The organism is Plantibacter sp. VKM Ac-2885 (genome assembly GCF_015351205.1).
In the GTDB taxonomy this organism is placed as follows: Bacteria; Actinomycetota; Actinomycetes; order Actinomycetales; family Microbacteriaceae; genus Plantibacter; species Plantibacter auratus.
This window is the reverse complement of record NZ_JADKSK010000001.1, coordinates 1640955-1658672: the sequence shown is the minus strand read 5'-3', so window position 1 is coordinate 1658672 and position 17718 is coordinate 1640955. Positions and strand designations below refer to the sequence as shown.

The 17718-nt window shown below is 69.3% G+C and carries 17 protein-coding genes and 1 tRNA gene; 5 read left to right on the top strand and 13 right to left on the bottom strand.

Annotated elements, in window-relative coordinates; all coding sequences use genetic code 11:
• Nucleotide 1: 1 nt before the first annotated feature.
• From pth to ITJ66_RS08005, 3 genes are all read right to left on the bottom strand, one after another.
• Entirely contained in the window at nt 2–583 is a 582-nt protein-coding gene (gene pth, locus ITJ66_RS08015) for an aminoacyl-tRNA hydrolase (RefSeq protein ID WP_194644319.1), read from the bottom strand.
• A 128-nt stretch (nt 584–711) separates the two neighbouring features.
• Nucleotides 712–1320, bottom strand: coding sequence for a 50S ribosomal protein L25/general stress protein Ctc (locus ITJ66_RS08010; RefSeq protein WP_079705465.1), 609 nt, complete (start codon nt 1318–1320; stop codon nt 712–714).
• A 174-nt stretch (nt 1321–1494) separates the two neighbouring features.
• A complete protein-coding gene (locus ITJ66_RS08005) occupies nt 1495–1998 on the bottom strand; it encodes a gluconokinase (protein ID WP_370582589.1) in 504 nt (167 codons plus the stop codon).
• A gap of 266 nt (nt 1999–2264) precedes the next feature.
• Here ITJ66_RS08005 and gndA point away from each other — a divergent pair, with 266 nt between their 5' ends.
• A complete protein-coding gene (gndA, locus tag ITJ66_RS08000; protein ID WP_079001993.1) occupies nt 2265–3725 on the top strand; it encodes an NADP-dependent phosphogluconate dehydrogenase in 1461 nt (486 codons plus the stop codon).
• A 75-nt stretch (nt 3726–3800) separates the two neighbouring features.
• On the opposite strand, the gene ITJ66_RS07995 is transcribed toward gndA, so the two are convergent.
• The 3 genes from ITJ66_RS07995 to ITJ66_RS07985 all read right to left on the bottom strand — a co-directional run bounded on the left by ITJ66_RS07995 (nt 3801) and on the right by ITJ66_RS07985 (nt 6414).
• Nucleotides 3801–4778: a ribose-phosphate diphosphokinase gene (locus tag ITJ66_RS07995; RefSeq protein ID WP_079705464.1), complete on the bottom strand. Its 978-nt coding sequence runs from the start codon at nt 4776–4778 to the stop codon at nt 3801–3803.
• A gap of 35 nt (nt 4779–4813) precedes the next feature.
• Complete coding sequence (gene glmU, locus ITJ66_RS07990) at nt 4814–6295, bottom strand: bifunctional UDP-N-acetylglucosamine diphosphorylase/glucosamine-1-phosphate N-acetyltransferase GlmU (protein WP_194644318.1); 1482 nt, start codon at nt 6293–6295, stop codon at nt 4814–4816.
• Between the two features lie 47 nt (nt 6296–6342).
• A tRNA-Gln gene (locus ITJ66_RS07985) sits at nt 6343–6414 on the bottom strand.
• Nucleotides 6415–6526: 112 nt separating this feature from the next.
• Here ITJ66_RS07985 and ITJ66_RS07980 point away from each other — a divergent pair.
• The gene (locus tag ITJ66_RS07980) at nt 6527–7021 is read left to right on the top strand and encodes a MarR family winged helix-turn-helix transcriptional regulator (RefSeq protein WP_064296482.1); all 495 of its coding nucleotides are present in this window, start codon (nt 6527–6529) and stop codon (nt 7019–7021) included.
• Between the two features lie 125 nt (nt 7022–7146).
• Here the strand turns inward: ITJ66_RS07980 and ITJ66_RS07975 are convergent, their stop codons facing one another.
• The 4 genes from ITJ66_RS07975 to ITJ66_RS07960 form a co-directional block, all read right to left on the bottom strand.
• Nucleotides 7147–7806, bottom strand: coding sequence for a methionine ABC transporter permease (locus ITJ66_RS07975; RefSeq protein ID WP_064296483.1), 660 nt, complete (start codon nt 7804–7806; stop codon nt 7147–7149).
• A gap of 1 nt (nt 7807) precedes the next feature.
• Complete coding sequence (locus tag ITJ66_RS07970) at nt 7808–8836, bottom strand: methionine ABC transporter ATP-binding protein (RefSeq protein ID WP_159878151.1); 1029 nt, start codon at nt 8834–8836, stop codon at nt 7808–7810.
• Nucleotides 8837–8939: 103 nt separating this feature from the next.
• Nucleotides 8940–9848 (bottom strand): MetQ/NlpA family ABC transporter substrate-binding protein, encoded by a 909-nt coding sequence (locus tag ITJ66_RS07965; RefSeq protein WP_124768953.1) that lies wholly within the window; start codon nt 9846–9848, stop codon nt 8940–8942.
• A gap of 138 nt (nt 9849–9986) precedes the next feature.
• Nucleotides 9987–11786, bottom strand: a complete 1800-nt coding sequence (locus tag ITJ66_RS07960; RefSeq protein ID WP_194644317.1) for an ABC-F family ATP-binding cassette domain-containing protein — start codon at nt 11784–11786, stop codon at nt 9987–9989.
• A gap of 61 nt (nt 11787–11847) precedes the next feature.
• Here ITJ66_RS07960 and ITJ66_RS07955 point away from each other — a divergent pair, with 61 nt between their 5' ends.
• The 3 genes from ITJ66_RS07955 to ITJ66_RS07945 all read left to right on the top strand — a co-directional run bounded on the left by ITJ66_RS07955 (nt 11848) and on the right by ITJ66_RS07945 (nt 14434).
• Complete coding sequence (locus tag ITJ66_RS07955) at nt 11848–12723, top strand: spermidine synthase (protein ID WP_194644316.1); 876 nt, start codon at nt 11848–11850, stop codon at nt 12721–12723.
• A 116-nt stretch (nt 12724–12839) separates the two neighbouring features.
• Nucleotides 12840–13406 (top strand): TetR/AcrR family transcriptional regulator, encoded by a 567-nt coding sequence (locus tag ITJ66_RS07950; RefSeq protein ID WP_161578540.1) that lies wholly within the window; start codon nt 12840–12842, stop codon nt 13404–13406.
• On the top strand, nt 13403–14434 hold the full coding sequence (locus ITJ66_RS07945; RefSeq protein ID WP_194644315.1) for a diacylglycerol kinase family protein: 1032 nt from the start codon (nt 13403–13405) through the stop codon (nt 14432–14434). The genes ITJ66_RS07950 and ITJ66_RS07945 overlap by 4 nt, the downstream gene beginning before the upstream one ends.
• Before the next feature lie 97 nt (nt 14435–14531).
• On the opposite strand, the gene ITJ66_RS07940 is transcribed toward ITJ66_RS07945, so the two are convergent.
• The 3 genes from ITJ66_RS07940 to ITJ66_RS07930 are packed head-to-tail and all read right to left on the bottom strand — an operon-like array spanning nt 14532 to nt 17691.
• Nucleotides 14532–16196 carry an FAD-binding oxidoreductase gene (locus ITJ66_RS07940; protein ID WP_192018244.1) on the bottom strand — a complete coding sequence of 555 codons (1665 nt, stop codon included), beginning with the start codon at nt 16194–16196 and terminating at the stop codon, nt 14532–14534.
• Nucleotides 16193–16897: a 1-acyl-sn-glycerol-3-phosphate acyltransferase gene (locus ITJ66_RS07935; protein WP_138946648.1), complete on the bottom strand. Its 705-nt coding sequence runs from the start codon at nt 16895–16897 to the stop codon at nt 16193–16195. The genes ITJ66_RS07940 and ITJ66_RS07935 overlap by 4 nt, the downstream gene beginning before the upstream one ends.
• Nucleotides 16894–17691, bottom strand: a complete 798-nt coding sequence (locus ITJ66_RS07930) for an SDR family oxidoreductase (protein ID WP_194644314.1) — start codon at nt 17689–17691, stop codon at nt 16894–16896. The genes ITJ66_RS07935 and ITJ66_RS07930 overlap by 4 nt, the downstream gene beginning before the upstream one ends.
• Nucleotides 17692–17718: the final 27 nt, after the last annotated feature.

Here is a 17718-nt window from a genome sequence, read left to right as displayed (position 1 = left end):
GTCAGGCGCCGTGGAACCGGGTCTGTGCAGCCAACAGGCCCTCGGTCACGAGGAGCTCGACCGCATCGGCCGCGTCGGAGACCAGCATGGGAAGCTGCTCCCGCTCGGTTCCCGCGAAGTCCTTGAGGACGAAGTCGGCGGCGTCCTGACGACCCGGCGGCCTCCCGATACCGACGCGGACGCGCAGGAACTCGGGGGTCTTCAGCGCTGAGGCGATGTCGCGGATGCCGTTGTGCCCACCGTGCCCGCCGCCCTGCTTGAGCTTGATCGAGTCGAACGGGATGTCGAGCTCGTCGTGGACGGCGATGACGTGGTCGGGGTCGACGGAGAAGAACTGGGCGAGCGCTGCGGTGGGGCCGCCGGAGAGGTTCATGTAGCTGTTGGGCTTGCCGAGGACGAGCTTCGGGCCGCCCGGCACGAGCCGCCCCTCGGCCACGCGCGCGTTGCCCTTGTGGGTCTTGAAGGTTCCGCCGATGCGCTTCGCGAGCTCGTCGAGGACCATCTGCCCGACGTTGTGCCGGTTGCGGGCATACTGCTCGCCCGGGTTCCCGAGCCCGACGATGAGCCACGTGTCTGCAGCCATGCTGCCTTCCTGATCGAACGCCTCGGCCCGACCGGTGAGACCGGCCAGAAACCGAGCGAACCTGCCGCCTGCCATGCACCGAGACTATCGGGGCGGGCGGGCGACAGGTTCGTCTGCTGGAGTGGTGACTACTCCGCGGCCTCGGCTGCGGTCTCCTCGGCGGCGGCCTCAGCGGCCTCCGTCTCCTCGTCCGCCGGAGCGGCCGGGACGGTGATCGCCACGATGAGGACGTCGGCCTCGGTGATGAGCGAAGCGCCCTTCGGGAGCTCGAGGTCGCCGGCCAGGATCTGGGCGCCCTCTTCGAGGCCCTCGACGCTGACGGTGACGCGCTCGGGGATGTGGGTCGCCTCGACCTCGAGGCTCACCGTGGTGGCGTCCTGGTTGAGGATGGTGCCGGCGGCGGACTCGCCCTCGATGGTCACGGGGATGTCGACCTGGACCTTCTCGCCCTTCTTGACCACGATGAGGTCGAGGTGCTCGATGATCTGGCGCACGGGGTCCTTCTGGACGTCCTTGACCAGCGCGAGCTGGCCCTTGCCGGCGATGTCGAGCTCGAGCACCGCGTTGGACTTGCGGAGGATGAGCAGCATCTGGTGGCCGGGCAGCGAGACGTGCACGGGCTCGGTGCCGTGGCCGTAGAGCACGGCCGGGATCTTGCCGAGGGCACGGAGCTTGCGGGCTGCGCCCTTGCCGAACGATTCGCGGAGTTCCGCGGTGACCTTCAGGTCATCGGACATGATGTTCTCCTCACGGGTCTTGCACCCGGTTGGTCGTGCCGCGACGATGCGCGGCGGAATGGATGAGTCAACTCGAACGCGTATCTGCGTGAGGAAAAGCCGGAAGCCAGACCACCGCGTCGATCACGGAAGCTGCCACGGGCCGCTTCCCTCGCCGAAGTTCAGTGGGAGAGTCTATCGCACCGCGCTGAGGCCCGCGACCGCCTCGTCCACGATCTCGTCGACGGTGGCATCGACGTCGACGACGAACCCCGGCTCGTCGGCGTCCAGGTCTTCGAGGAGCGCGAACTGCGAGTCGAGGAGCGATGGCGGCATGAAGTGACCGCTCCTGCCCTCCATCCGGCGTCCGAGCACCTCGCGCGAGCCGTGCAGGAGCACGAACCGCACCCCGGGCGCCTCCGCGAGGATCGCCTCCCGGTAGGCCCGCCGGAGTGCGGAGCAGGCCATCACGAGGCCCGTGTCCGAGGCGTCGGCGAGGGCTTTGCCCACGAGGGCCAGCCAGGGCCAGCGGTCGGGGTCCTCGAGCGGGGTTCCGGCGGCCATCTTCCGCACGTTCTCGAGCGGGTGCAGGGCGTCGGCGTCGACGAAGGGCACCCCGAGCCGGTCGGCGATCAGCACTCCGGTCGTGCTCTTCCCTGACCCGGACACGCCCATGACGACGACGAGCAGTGCATTCACACGGAACCCCCTGTGGTCTCCGGCCGACGGCCGGGCGGCCGGCTCGTCCGACCCGCACAGCACGATACCGGACACCCCCGCACGGTCCGCTGGGACCTCACCTGCACGCGAGGTCATTGAGCGGTGGAGCGACACCTCCCTTTGCTACGGTTGCAGGACGGGCCGTGCCCGGATCGACGAGGGTGTCGCCGCTGTCCTGCAGCCGCCCCGTCGACTCCTGAGCACTCGGAACGCTTCCCGCATCACCCACTCTGAAGGAGAACCACATGGTGAACACCGCCGAAGCTCGCGCCAACATCGGCGTCGTCGGTCTGGCCGTCATGGGCAGCAACCTCGCGCGCAACCTGGCGAGCCGCGAGGGCAACACGGTCGCCGTGTACAACCGCTCCCCCGAACGCACCGACCTGCTCGTGAGCGAGCACCCCGAGGCCGGCTTCGTCGCGTCGAAGACCATCGAGGAGTTCGCTGCGTCGCTCTCGAAGCCACGCACCGCGATCATCATGGTGCAGGCGGGCAAGGGCACCGACGCCGTCATCCAGCAGCTCACCGAGGTCTTCGAGCCCGGCGACATCATCGTCGACGGCGGCAATGCACTCTTCACCGACACCATCCGCCGCGAGAAGGCCGTCCGCGAGACCGGCATCAACTTCGTCGGCGCCGGTATCTCCGGCGGCGAGGAGGGCGCCCTCAAGGGACCGTCGATCATGCCGGGCGGCTCCGCCGAAGCGTGGGAGACCCTCGGCCCCATCCTCAAGTCGATCGCCGCGATCGCCGAGGGTGAGCCCTGCGTCACCCACGTCGGCACCGACGGCGCCGGCCACTTCGTCAAGATGATCCACAACGGCATCGAGTACGCGGACATGCAGCTCATCGCCGAGGCCTACGACCTCATCCGTCGCGGCACCGGCAAGTCGCCGGCAGAGATCGCGGAGATCTTCGCCGAGTGGAACCGCGGCACGCTCGAGAGCTACCTGATCGAGATCACCGCCGAGGTCCTCAAGCAGGTCGACGCGAAGACCGGGCAGCCGCTCGTCGACGTCATCCTCGACCAGGCCGGCGCCAAGGGCACCGGCGCTTGGACCGTGCAGACGGCACTCGACCTCGGCATCCCGGTGTCGGGCATCGCAGAGGCCGTGTTCGCCCGTTCGCTGTCGTCGAAGCCGGCGCAGCGCGCAGCGGCCCGCGAACTCGCCGGTCCCTCCGAGGAGTGGACCGTCGCCGACCCCGACCAGTTCGTCGAGGACGTGCGCCAGGCGCTCTACGCGTCGAAGATCATCGCCTACTCGCAGGGCTTCGACGAGATCGTCGCCGGTGCCGAGCAGTACGGCTGGGACATCAAGAAGGGCGAGATCGCGAAGATCTGGCGCGGCGGCTGCATCATCCGTGCGCAGTTCCTCAACCGCATCACCGAGGCCTACGAGGAGAACCCCGAGCTGGTCGCCCTCGTGACGGCGCCCTACTTCAGCGACGCCGTCGCTGAGGCGCAGGACAGCTGGCGCCGCGTGGTCGTCGCGGCCGCCCAGGCGGGCATCCCCTCGCCGGCGTTCTCGTCGTCGCTGTCGTACTACGACGGCCTCCGCGCCGAGCGTCTGCCCGCAGCGCTCGTCCAGGGCCAGCGCGACTTCTTCGGAGCGCACACCTACAAGCGCGTCGACCTCGACGGCACGTTCCACACCCTCTGGTCGGGCGACCGCAGTGAGGTCGAGCAGGCGGGCTCGAGCCACTAACCCACGGCCTGCAGACGCAGAACGCCCGGTCCGAGTTCGGACCGGGCGTTCTGCGTACCAGCGGAAGGTGACGGGCTACGCGGCGCCGTCGAACATGCTCGTCACGGAGCCGTCGTCGAAGACCTCGTGGATCGCGCGGGCGATGAGCGGCGCGATCGAGAGGACGGTCAGCTTGTCGAAGCGCTTGGCCTCGTCGACCGGGAGCGTGTCGGTGACGACGACGGAGTCGATGGCGTCGCTCTGCAGGAGCTCCACCGCCGGGTCGGAGAAGACCGCGTGGGTGGCCGCGACGACGACGCCGATCGCGCCGGCGTTCTTGAGCGCCTCGGCCGCCTTGACGATCGTGCGTCCGGTGTCGATCAGGTCGTCGACGAGCAGGCAGACCCGGCCCTCGACCTGGCCGACGATCTCGTGGACGCTGACCTGGTTGGGGACCAGCGGGTCGCGGCGCTTGTGGATGATGGCGAGTGGTGCACCGAGCTTGTCGCTCCAGATGTCGGCCACGCGGACGCGGCCCATGTCGGGCGAGACGACCGTCAGCGTCGACGCGTCGAGCTTGGCGCGGAAGTGCTCGAGGAGGACCGGCATCGCGAAGAGGTGGTCGACGGGACCGTCGAAGAAGCCCTGGATCTGCGCGGCGTGGAGGTCGACCGACATGATGCGGTCGGCACCGGCGGCCTTGAAGAGGTCGGCGACGAGGCGGGCGGAGATCGGTTCGCGGCCGCGACCCTTCTTGTCCTGGCGCGCGTACGGGTAGAACGGGGCGACCACGGTGATGCGCTTGGCGCTCGCCCGCTTGGCCGCGTCGACCATGATGAGCTGCTCCATGAGCCACTCGTTGATCGGAGCGGTGTGCGACTGGATGACGAAGACGTCGGTGCCGCGGATGCTCTCGTCGTACCGGGCGTAGATCTCGCCGTTGGCGAAGGTCCTGGCATCGGTGGGGAGGAGCTCGGAGTCGAGCTCCGCCGCGATCGCCTCGGCGAGTTCCGGGTGGGCTCGTCCGGAGACGAGAACCAGCTGCTTCTTGTTGTCCGCCGTGATGCCTGACACAGACCCTGCCTTCTGCCGGAATCCTCCGGCCTCACTCACGAGTCGACGTTACCAGCCGCAGCCGTGTCGTCCGACACGGCATCCACGGTCGGTGCCGCCGAGGCAGCGCCGGCAGCCGTCGCAGCCGCCGTACCCGGGCGCTTCTGCTCGACCCAGCCCTCGACGTTGCGCTGCTGCGCGACCGTCAACGCGAGCGCCCCTGCCGGGACGTCCTTGCGGATGACGGTGCCGGCACCGGAGTATGCGCCGTCGCCGACGCTGACCGGGGCGACGAGCGTGTTGTGCGCGCCGGTGCGGACGTGCGATCCGATGGTCGTGCGGTGCTTGTGCACACCGTCGTAGTTCGAGGTGATCGTGCCGGCACCGACGTTCGACTCGACGCCGATCTCGGTGTCGCCGATGTAACTGAGGTGCGGGACCTTGCTGCCCTCACCGATCTGCGCGTTCTTCGTCTCCACGAAGGTGCCGATCTTGCCGCGCTCGCCGAGCACCGTGCCGGGTCGCAGGTAGGCGAACGGCCCGACCTCGGCGCCGGCACCGATGACCGACAGCGTCGCGTCCGTGCGGCGGACGCGCGCACCAGCGCCGACCTCGGTGTCGATGAGCGTCGTGTCCGGACCGATCGTCGCACCGGACTCGACGACCGTCGCGCCGAGGATCTGCGTCCCGGGAAGCAGAGTGACGTCGGCGTGCAGCCGCGCCTTGATGTCGATCCACGTTGTGGCCGGGTCCTGGACGGTCACGCCGGCGAGCTGCCAGGCGCGCACGAGGAGGGCGTTCAGCTTGGCCGCGGCGGCGCTCAGCTGGGCGCGGTCGTTGATGCCCTCGACCAGCCAGGAGTCGCTCACCGAGAGCGCCGATACCTCGGAGCCCGCGCGCCGCAGGAGGCCGATGACGTCCGTGAGGTACTTCTCCCCCTGGGCGTTGTCGGTGGTGACCTCGGCGAGCGCGTCGCGGAGCTGGCTCACGCCGAAGAGGTAGACCCCGGCGTTGATCTCGTTGACGGCTCGCTCGGCGTCGGTCGCGTCCTTCTGCTCGACGATGTAGTCGAGTGCCCCGGCCTCGGTGCGGATGATGCGTCCGTACCCGGTCGCGTCGTCGGGCATGGCCGAGAGGATCGTCGCCGCGACGTCGTGGTTGCGGTGGCGTTCGATGAGCGTGGTGAGCGTGGCGGCGTTCAGCAACGGGACGTCGCCGTTGACCACGAGGACGTCGCCGTCGAAGTCGTCGGGCAGCGCCAGGAGCGCCTGCTCCACCGCGCGACCGGTGCCGGGCACCTCGTCCTGGTCGACGATGGTCGCACCGGGGAGCTCCGACTCGATGGCCTCGACGAGGCGGTCGCGCTCGTGGCGGACCACGGCGATGACGTGCCCGGCGTCGAGCGAGCGGGCGGTCGCCAGCACGTGGCCGACGATCGGCACGCCGCCGAGCGGGTGCAGGAGTTTCGGCAGCGCCGACTTCATGCGGGTTCCCTGGCCAGCAGCCAGGATGATGATGGCCAGACGGTCGTCGGTCACGTGTGCTCCCCCTCGGTCCGGGCACTCGCCCGGTCGGTGATCGGTCGCTCCGCCACCAGGATTCGAACCTGGACCGAACAGCTCCAAAGGCTGCCGTGCTGCCGTTACACTATGGCGGACCACCCCGCGAGACGGCGGAGCGTGGTCAATTCTGCCATGGATGTGCCGCCTCGGAATCAGCTCGCGGCGGCCGATCGACCCCCGACGCCCGCGTGCCTCGATAATGGTGGGATGCCAGCTAGCACCGATGAGGTCGACCGGATCGTCGACGCCTGGAACCGCGAGCGCCCGGACCTCGACTTCTCGCCCCTCCAGATCCTCTCCCGTGTCGCACGGCTGTCACGCCACCTCGACCGTGCGCGTCGGGCAGCCTTCACCCGGTCGAACCTGGAGCCGTGGGAGTTCGACGTCCTCGCGGCGCTCCGTCGCGCCGGCTCCCCCTATCGGCTGAGTCCGAAGGCCCTGCTGCTCCAGACGCTCGTCTCGAGCGGCACAATGACGAACCGCATCGACCGCCTCGTCGAGCGCGGACTCGTCGAACGCCAGGGCGACCCCAACGACGGCCGCGGCATCCTCGTGCAGATGACGAACGCGGGACTCAACACGGTCGACGCGGCCATCACTCGCCTCGTCGACGCCGAGGCGGACCTGCTCGACGGGCTGAGCTCGACCGAACAGGCCCGACTGACCGTCCTGCTGCGGAAGCTCAGCCTCGACTTCGACTAGCGGAGCACGCTCGGTCACTGAGCCTGTCGAAGTTCGCCCTTCGACAAGCTCAGGGACCGGGTGGGGTGGCTCAGGGACCGGGTGGGGATGGCTCAGGGACGGGACCGGGGGGGCTCAGGGACCGATCAGCGGCGGAGGATCTTCCGGGCCAGCCAGTTGCCGAAGAACTGGATGAGCTGCACGAGCAGGATGATGATGATCACCGCGGCCCACGTGACGACCGGCTCGAACTGGCGGAAGCCGTACTGGATCGCGAAGGCACCGAGCCCACCGCCGCCGATGAAGCCCGCGACCGCCGACATGTCGACGATCACCACGAACACGAAGGTGTAGCCGAGGATCAGCGGACCGAGCGCCTCCGGGAGGACGATGCTCAGCAACGTCCGGAGCCGGCTCGCACCCGCGGCACGCGAAGCTTCGATGACGCCGGGCGAGACGGTCAGCAGGTTCTGCTCGACGATCCGGCTGATGCCGAAGGTCGCCGCCAGGGAGATGATGAAGATGAACGCGTTCGCGCCGATGCCGGTGCCGATCACGAGTCGTGAGAGCGGCTGGGCGGCCGCGAGGAAGATGATGAACGGGATCGGCCGGAAGATGTTCACGATCACGTTGAGCACGCCGTAGAGCACCGGGTGCGAGTAGAGGTTGCCGGGCCGCGTCACGTAGAGCCCGGTGCCGACGACGAGTCCGGCGATCCCACCGAAGAGCAGGCTGAAGGAGACGAGGTAGAGGGTCTCGACGGTCGCGTCGCCGAGCTTCGGGAGCAGATCGATCAGTGCGTCCATGTCAGCGCACCTCCGTCACGGTGGCCTGGGATCCGATGGCGGTCAGCGCTCCGTCGATCGTCTGGTCGTCGCCGCGGAGGGCGAGCGTCAGGTGGCCGAATGCACGACCCTGGATGTCGTTGATCCCGCCGTAGACGAGCTCGAAGTCGACGCCCGCCTGCGCGAGCGTGAGGAAGACGCCCGCCTGCGAGGCGTCGCCGTCGCGGAAGGACAGGGTGACGATGCGCCCGACGTGTCGTTCCTTGAGTACCGCCAGCTCGGCCGGCGACGGGACGCCCTTGATGACCGTCGACACGAAGCGCTTGGACGCGGCGTGCTGCGGGTCGGAGAACACCTCGAAGACGTCGCCCTGCTCGATGACCTTGCCGCGCTCCATGACGGCGACCTTCGTCGCGAGCGACTGGATCACCTCCATCTCGTGGGTGATCACGACGATGGTCACGCCGAGGTCGCGGTTCACCTGCTTGAGCAGCGCCAGGACCTCCTGCGTGGTCTCGGGGTCGAGGGCGCTCGTCGCCTCGTCCGCGAGCAGGATCCGGGGCGAGGTCGCGAGCGCGCGAGCGATGCCGACGCGCTGCTTCTGTCCGCCGGAGAGCTGGTCGGGGTAGTTGTCGGCCTTGTCGGACAGCCCGACGAACTTCAGCAGCTCGTCGACCCGGGTGCGGATCTCGGCCCGGGAGCGCCCGGCGACCTCGAGCGGGTACGCGATGTTCTTCCGCACCGACTTGGAGTTGAAGAGGTTGAACTGCTGGAAGATCATCCCGATGCCGAGGCGGAGGTCGCGGAGACCGCGCTCCGAGAGCGTCGTCACCTCGGTGCCGTCGACGACGATGCTCCCCGACGTCGCGGGCTCGAGCGCGTTGATGAGGCGGACGAGGGTCGACTTGCCGGCTCCCGAGTAGCCGATGATCCCGAAGACGTCACCGGCCTCGATGTCGAGGTCGACGCCGTCGATCGCGGCGATCGGTGCGGCGCCCTTCTGCGGAGACGGGTACCGCTTCGCGACGTCTCGGAGGCTGACGAGTGGCATGGGGGTGTCCTCGGTGTGTCGGGTGATCAGGAGGCGGTGAAACGACGAAGCGTTCCTGTGGGAGCGGATGACAGCCTCCCACAGGAACGCTCTGAACGTTGGATCAGCCCTTGGCCTTGATGTCCTTCTGGACGGTCTCGAGCGACTTGACGAGGTCCTTGACCGGGGTCTTCAGCGGAACCGCGGTACCGCCGGAGTTCTCCACGACGCCGTCGACGACGGACTTCGTGTCCTGGTAGATCTTCACGAGCTTCGCGTACGTCTCGTTGTCGGCGTCTGCGGCCTTTGCGGCGAAGATGTTGACGTACGGCAGCGCGTTCGGGTCGGACGGGTCGTCCTCGGCGATCGCGTCGGACGCTTTGAGACCGGAGTCGTTGATGAAGTCGTTGTTGATGATCGCGCCGGTGACGTCAGGCAGCGAGGTCGGCGTCAGCGATGCCTCGAGCGAGGTGACGGTGACCTTCGACTTGTCGGCGATGATGTCGTCCGGCGTCGAGAAGATGTTGCCGCCGTCCTTCAGCTCCAGCAGGCCTGCGGACTGCAGGACGAGGAGCGCACGAGCCTGGTTGCTCTCGTCGTTCGGGATGGCGATCGTGTCGCCCTTCTTGATGTCCTTGACGCTGTCGACCTTGGTCGAGTAGAGGCCGAGGGGGTAGATCGCCGTCGAGCCGATCGGCGTGAGGTCCTCACCCGAGGCCTCGTTGTACTGCGCGAGGTAGACGATGTGCTGGAACTGGTTGAGGTCGATCTCGCCCTCGGTGAGCGCCGGGTTCGGCTGCGTGTACTCGCCGAAGTCGACGATGTCGACGAAGATGCCCTCCTTCTCGGCGGCCTCCTTGTACGTCTCCCAGTAGGGATCGCTCGCGCCGACGACGCCGATCTTGACGGGGTTCGCCTCGGTGCCCTTGTCTTCAGCGGCGGCGCCTGCGCCTGAGCCGCCGGCGCATCCGGCGAGGAGCGCGATGGCGGGGATGATGGCCAGTCCGGCCAGAAGCTTCTTCGAGAAGGTCATTGCTGTGATTCCTCTTTCGGGTGGTGCGCGCCGGTGGACGCTGATTCGACGGTACGTCGGCCTAGCAGGGATGACGAACCGGTGCGTAACACTTCGGAACAGAGCGACGATCGAGGTGGTCCGGCCGCCGCGAGTGGACTACTCGACGAGCTCGGAGAGCTCCAACCAGCGGACCTCGAGGTCGGCGATCTCGCCGTACATGGCCTGGATCTTCGCGCCGAGCGCGGTGATCCCGGCGAAGTCGTTCTGGTCGTGGACCGCGACCTTCTCGTGCGCCTGCTCGATCTGACCGTTGAGCTTGTGGAGCTTGCGGTCGATCGCCTTGATCTCCTGCTGCGCGTTCCGGAGCTCCGCACCGCTCAGCTTCGGCGTCTTCTTGGTCGGGCCACCGCCGGAGGCCGTCGGGCGGTCGTGCTCCTGCGAGCGGCTGCCGGCCGTCCCGGCGTTGAGCTCCAGGTACTGGTCGATACCGCCGGGCAGGTGCCGGAAGTGGCCGTCCATGATCGCGTACTGCTGGTCGGTCACGCGCTCGAGGAAGTACCGGTCGTGCGAGACGACGAGCAGGGTGCCCGGCCACGAGTCGAGGAGGTCCTCCATGGCGGCGAGCATGTCGGTGTCGAGGTCGTTGGTCGGTTCGTCGAGGACGAGGACGTTCGGCTCGTCGAGGAGGATGAGCAGAAGCTGCAGGCGGCGGCGCTGGCCACCCGAGAGGTCCTTCACCGGCGTCGACAGCTGCGCGCTCGTGAAGCCGAGGCGCTCGAGCAGCTGTCCCGGCGTCATCTCCTTGCCGCCGGCGACGTAGCTCGTGCGCTTGCGCCCGATGACGTCGCTCACGCGGTCCTGCTCGTACTCGGCGAGCTCGTCGAGCTGCTGCGTGAGCGTCGCGACCTGCACGGTCTTGCCGCGCTTGACGCGACCCTCGGTCGCTTCGACCTCGCCCGTGACGAGCCCGAGGAGGGTGGACTTGCCGGCGCCGTTCACGCCGAGGATGCCGGTGCGCTCGCCCGGGGCGATGCGCCACTCGACGTCCTTGATGACCGTCCGGTCGCCGTAGGACACGGTGACGTCGAGGATGTCGACGACGTCCTTGCCCAGGCGGGCGGTCGCCATGCCGGCCAGCTCGACCGCGTTGCGCACGGGCGGCTCGTCGGCGATGAGCGCGTTGGCGGCCTCGATGCGGAACTTCGGCTTGGCCGTGCGGGCGGGAGCGCCACGGCGCAGCCAGGCGAGCTCCTTCTTCATGAGGTTCTGGCGCTTGGCCTCGGAGACCGCGGCGGAGCGGTCGCGCTCGACGCGCTGCAGGACGTACGCCGCGTACCCACCCTCGAAGGGCTCGACGATGCGGTCGTGCACCTCCCACGTGGCCGTGCAGATGGCGTCGAGGAACCACCGGTCGTGGGTCACGACGAGCAGGCCGCCGGAGTTCTTCGACCAGCGACGGTTGAGGTGCTGCGCGAGCCAGGTGATGCCCTCGACGTCGAGGTGGTTCGTGGGCTCGTCGAGGAAGAGGATGTCGTGGTCGCCCACGAGCAGGGCCGCGAGCGCGACCCGGCGGCGCTGACCACCGCTGAGGTCGGCGACGAGGGCGTCCCAGGCGATGTCGGAGGCGAGGCCGGAGATGACGTCGCGGACCTTCGGGTCGCCCGCCCACTCGTGCTCGTCGAAGCCGCCGACGATGGTCTGGCCGACGGTCTTGTCGTGGTCGAGGGTGTCGGACTGGTCGAGTACGCCGACCGTGACGCCGTTGCGCACCGTCACGCGGCCGGAGTCGGGCTCCTTGCGGCCGGCGAGGAGGCCGAGGAGCGTGGACTTGCCGTCGCCGTTGCGGCCGACGATACCGATGCGGTCGCCCTCGTTCACCCCGATCGTGATGCCGTCGAAGACGACCTTGGTCGGGTACTCGAGGTGGAGCGCTTCAGCGCCGAGAAGGTGTGCCATATCCGGTCAACGATACCGGGCCCGGGCGTCGACCACCGCCCGTGCACCGTAGGCTGCACGGGTGCCTCTGTTCTCCCGTTCCCGCCGGCTCCCGTTCGGCCGTCGCGACGCCCGGATCACCCTCCTCGACAAGCGGACGCTGCGCTACGAGCTCAGCGTCGACGACATCCCGCAGTCGGTGGTCTCCCTCGCGGATCCCCGCTTGCTCGAGTACCCCTACATCCGGCACATCGCGCGCGTGATCGACGCCGAGGCCCCGGCGGGCGAGGAGCTCTTCGTCGTCCACCTCGGTGCCGGCGCGCTGACGCTCCCCCGCTACGTCCAGGCGACGCGTCCGGGATCGCCGCAGCTCGTCGTCGAGTTCGAGCCGGAGCTGTACGCCGGGATGCTGGACGCGCTGCCGCTCCCGGACGGCCACCGGGTCGAGGTCCGCTTCGGTGACGCCAGGGCCGTCGCGGACGAGCCGATCGACGAAGCCGCCACCACCGACGCGGACGTCACGGCCTGGCAGGACGCGAAGGTGACCGTCGTCGACCTCTGGGACGCCGCGGTGATCCACCGTCGGGTCGCGAGCCTCGAGTTCTACCGCCGGGTGGCGGCGCGGTCGGCGGACGACGGCGTGATCGCGGTGAACCTCCTCGACGGCAGCCCGTTCGACTACTCGCGACGCCAGGCGGCGACGCTGCGAGCCGTGTTCGCGCACGTCGCCGTCGTCCTCGACTTCGATCCGGTCGACGACGAGGGGCCGCTCGGCAACGTCGTCGTCTTCGCGAGCGACGCACCGCTCGCGGCCGTGACGCACCCGCAGCTCTTCGGCGCTCCCGCCCCTGAGCAGCTGCACGGCGACGCCCTGACGGCCTGGATCGACGGGGCGACGATCATGACCGACGCCGACGGCGAGGACTCCCCCGACCCTGACGACCCTCGCTGGGACTGACGACCACACCGTCACCAGGGCCCTCCCTATGCGCACCCATCCCGTTGCGCTACGGTGGGCGTAGCGCAATGGACCGATCCGACCGGACTCCGGCGTCGCGCGGAGGAGGTTGGTCGGTGCCCGTCTCCCGACGCGTCTCCCGCGCTCAGCAGATGAGCGACCGCATCCTCGACGCAGCGCTCGACCTCATGCGCTCGCGCGGCTCGGTCGCCGTCAACATCGAGGCGGTCGCGGAGACAACCGGCGTGGCCAAGACGACGATCTACCGACGGTACCGCAACCGCTCCGAGCTGCTCACGGCGGCTGTTGCGCGCGCCATGGAGACCCCGGTCGAGATCCCCGAGAACCTCTCGACCTACGACACCTTCACCTGGCTGCTGCACGAAGCCCGGGCGATGATCGAGGACGTGGTGGGCCGGGGCACGATCGCGTCGATCCTGCTCCAGGACGACCCCGAGTTCTCGACGCTGCTCCGCGACCTCACGAGGAACCGGGCGCGCGCGCTGTCCAACCTGGTCGACGAACGGATCTCCACCGGCGATCTGAAGCCCGGACTCGACGGTCGCCTCGTCGCGACCCTGCTCCTCGGCGCTGTCCTCGGACAACTCGTCCGCGGCGCCGACATGGACGACGACTGGGCGGACCAGGTCCTGTCCGTCCTCTGGCCGGCACTGGCCGCATGACGCGAGGCAGCACCCCGCCGCACGCTGCGGTGATCTACAACCCGACGCGCATCCAGCTCGAGCGCGTGACGAGGCTCGTCGACGCAGCAGCCGCCGAGGCCGGCTGGGGACCGACCAGCTGGATCCCGACCCGAGAGCGGTCGACCGCGGTCGACCAGGTCGCCGAGGCGCTCGGAGGCGGCGCGTCGCTCGTGATCGCCGCCGGCGGTGACGGGACGGTCCGCGAGGTGGCCGGGGCGATGCGTCACACCCGGACGCCGTTCGCCGTCGTCCCCGTCGGCACCGCGAACCTCTTCGCCCGGAACGCCGGTATCCCGATCGACACGGCCACCGCCGTGCGGGCCGCGTTCACCGGAGAGGACCGGAGCGTCGACGTCGGCCTGATCGAATACCGGAACCCCGACGGCGTCCGGCGCAGCACCCCGTTCCTCGTCATGTCGGGCTTCGGCGTCGACGCGGACATGGTGGCCTACGCCGACCCCGTCCTGAAGCGCCGCTTCGGCTGGATCGCCTACGTCGTCCCGATCATCCGCGGGCTCTTCCGCCGCGACCGGCCACGCGTCTCCTGGAAGGAGGACGGCGGACCGATCCGGAGCGGACGGACGCACACGATGTTCGTCGGCAACTGCGGCACCGTCTCGGCGGGCCTCGACGTCCTCCCTGACGCACTCCTGGACGACGGTGTGCTCGATGTCCTGATGGTGCGGTCCCTCGAAGGGTGGGACGGGGTCCGGGTCACGCGCTGGCTGCACCGCGCGAACAATCCCGTCGCCCGGTTCTCCAAGGGCAGACGGACACGGGGCCGCCGCGTGCAGCCGAGTGCCGTCGAGACGGCCGGTTCCGCCGGCGGGGCGCTCCGCTACCTGCGCGTACGACGCATCGACGTGACGGTCTCACCGCCCGCCGAGTTCCAAGCAGACGGCGACGGGATCGGCCTGGTCTCGGCGGCCCGGCTGACCGTCGACCCCGGTGCGCTCATCGTCCGACTTCCGGCGACGGCGGCGCGATCGGGTCGGCTCCGTCCCTGAGCCCGCCCTTCGACAGGCTCAGGGACCGGAGGAACCACTCAGGCACCGGCGGAATGGCTCAGGACCGGGCGAACGGCTCTGGGACCGGAGGAACGGCTCAGTCCGCGAGGATCTTGCCGGGGTTGAAGTTCGAGCCGGGGTCAGCACTGTCGAAGAGGCCGCGCATGATCGCGACGCCCTCGGTCGAGATGTCCTGCTCCATCCACGGCGAGTGCTCGACGCCGACCGCGTGGTGGTGCGAGAGGGTGCCACCGTGGTCGACGAAGGACTGCTGGATCGCCGACTTGACCTGCTCGTACTCGCCGATGGGGTCGTCGCCGGTGATGAACGCGAAGGTGAAGTACAGGCACGCGCCGGAGTGGTACGAGTGCGAGAGGTGGCACATGATCCACCCGTGCACCCCGAGCTTGTCGTACGCGGCGTTGGCGGCGTCGTTCGCGGCGTCGTAGACCTCCTGCAGGCGCGACCAGGGCGCTGCGGTCTCCGAGACGTCGGCCGCGGCTCCGCGGTCGAGGAGGAAGTCGCGCAGGTACGGGGTGTCGAACTTCTTCTGGTCGTAGAGGGCGCCGGGGCCCTTGCCGACACCGATGCCGCCGTGCTTCCGGACGATCGAGCCGACGAGGCCCTTCTCGTACCGCACGTGGGACGCGCTGCCCTCGTAGCCGATGAAGGAGAGGCACAGCTGCTCGAGGTCCCAGCCCCTGGCCGTGAGCACCTTCATGAGGCCCTTGGTGACCTGCGCCGAGACGCCGGTGCTGGCCTTCCGGGTCGCGAGCGAGAAGCCGCTCTCCCGGGCGTTCGACACCCGGGTGACCGAGGGGCTGGCGTCGCTCTCCGCGATCTCGTGCATCGCCGCGAGCCCGGCCTCCCAGGTGGGGAAGAAGTAGCCGAGGACCTCGCGGACGGCGGGCGTCCGGTGGACCTGCACGGTGACCTCGGTGATGATGCCGAGTCGACCCTCGCTGCCGATGATCATCTCGCGGACGCTCGGGCCGGTCGACGCGCTCGGGACGGGGCGGATCGCCACGATGCCGTTCGGGCGCACCATCCGCAGGCCCTTGGTGATGTCGGCGATGTCGCCGTACTTGTCGGACTGCATGCCCGAGGAGCGGGTCGCGACCCATCCGCCGAGCGTGGAGTGCGTGAAGCTGTCGGGGAAGTGGCCCATCGTCCAGCCCTTGGCGCCGAGCTGCTCCTCGATCGAGGGGCCCTGCGCACCGGCCTGGATGGTGGCGAGACCGGAGCCCTCGTCGATCGACAGGACGCGGTCGAGCCGGCCGAGGTCGAGCGAGATGATGACCCGCTCCTCCGTCGGCTGCGGGTCGAGCGAGCCGGCGATGTTGGTGCCACCGCCGAACGGGATGATGACGGCGTCTGCGTCGACGGCTGCAGCGACGACCGAAGCGACCTCGGCCTCGTCAGCCGGGTACACCACGAGGTCGGGCGTGCGGGGCAGGTCGTTCGCGCGGATCCGGAGCAGGTCGCGGATGCTCTTGCCGTAGGTGTGGACGACGCGTTCCTGGTCGTCCGTGGTCACGTGACCCTGACCGACGAGCGTCGAGAGCTCGGCGATGAACTCCTCGGACGCGCGCGATGCGGGGACGGTGAGCTCGTCGAAGCTGAGGTGCGCCTGCGCAGGCTTCCGGAGGTCGAGACCGACGGCTTGCTTCACGAACGGCGCGAAGTCCGGCTTGTTGCTGTGCTCGAAGGCGACCCCTTCGACTCCCCAGCCCCACCACTTCATGTGCTCCACAGACGTCATCCGGCTTCCTTTCGTGGTGTGTCGATCGAAACGTGTGTTCCCGGCTCGACCGAGGCGCGCAGCGCGACGATCTCGGCGACGACGCGGTCCATGAGCTGGACGGGCGTCTCGTTCGGCTGCGGGTGGATCGGTTGCCCGAAGACGACGCGCACCGGCGGTCGTCCGGGGACGGGCCAGTTGCGACCCTTCGGCATGGCGGAGTGGGTGCCGAGGACGGCCACCGGGAGGCAGGGGATGCCCTGGCGGGTGGCGAGTGCCGCGGCACCGGGCTTGAACCGGCCGAGCTCACCCGTCCGCGATCGGCCGCCCTCGGGGAAGATGAGGATCGGGACGCCGCTCTCGAGCAGCTCCCGTGACACGCCTGCACGCTTGCGGTCGCCCGAGCGGTCGACCGGGAACGCGTTGAAGAAAAGGGCGGCGAAGATGCGGCGGGCGGGGACGTCGAAGAAGTAGTCGGCGGCGACACCGGCGGCGAGATAGCGCGACAGTCGACGCGGCATCGCCCCGACGACGAGCGGTGCGTCGAGGTGCGACTGGTGGTTGGCGACGACGATGTACGGCCCGGTGACGCCCGACAGGCGCTCGCGACCCGTAACCGTCACGCGGGTCAGCGACCAGACGAGCGGCTTCAACAGCAGACGCTGGGCGACGAACCGCGCGTTGGCGTGGAGGGAGGAGGTGAACCGCGGCTCTGCGGTCATCGGCGGGCTCCTGACTGGGCGGCGTTGGCGGCTCGACGGCTCGAGGACATCCGGCCGGAGATCCACCGGATGGACGCACGGGGCGCGAACTTGACGAGGGCCATGAGGGCCTTGAAGCGGAAGCTCGGGATGGAGACGACGACCCCTCTCCCGGCGTCGCGGAGGGCGTCGGCGACGAGCCGGTCCACATCGATCCACAGACCTGACGGGACGGAGCGGGTGCTGATGCCGGCGCGATCGTGGAACTCGGTGCGGACCCATCCGGGGCAGAGCGCCGTGACGCGGACACCCGAGCCGGCGAGCTCGACCGCGAGCGCCTCGGTGTAGGTGGTGACGAACGACTTCACCGCGGAGTAACCGCCGGTGGTGATGTACCCCGCCGTGCTCGAGACGTTGATGATGGTGCCGCGTCCGCGTTCCCGCATGGCGCGGGCCGCGGCGCCCGAGAGGGTGGTGACGCTCCGGCACATGACCTCGATCGCGTTGTCGAGCTCGCTCGTGTCGGGGTCGGTGAGGCGGGCGTGCACGCCGAACCCGGCGTTGTTCACGACCACCTCGATCGGTGACCCCTGATCCTCGATCCGCGCGGCGAGTCTCGCGACGTCGGCGCGGTCCGAGAGGTCGGCACTGATCACCTCGACGGTGCGACCGGTCGCGCGCAGTCGCTCGGCCGATTGCTCGAGCCGCCCGACGTCACGGGCGACGAGCACCAGGTCGAAGCCCCGTCCGGCGAGCGCCGTGGCGAACGCGGCACCGATGCCGGACGTCCCACCGGTGACGAGAGCTGTAGCCATGGGGATCAGAATACGCTACGCGTTGCG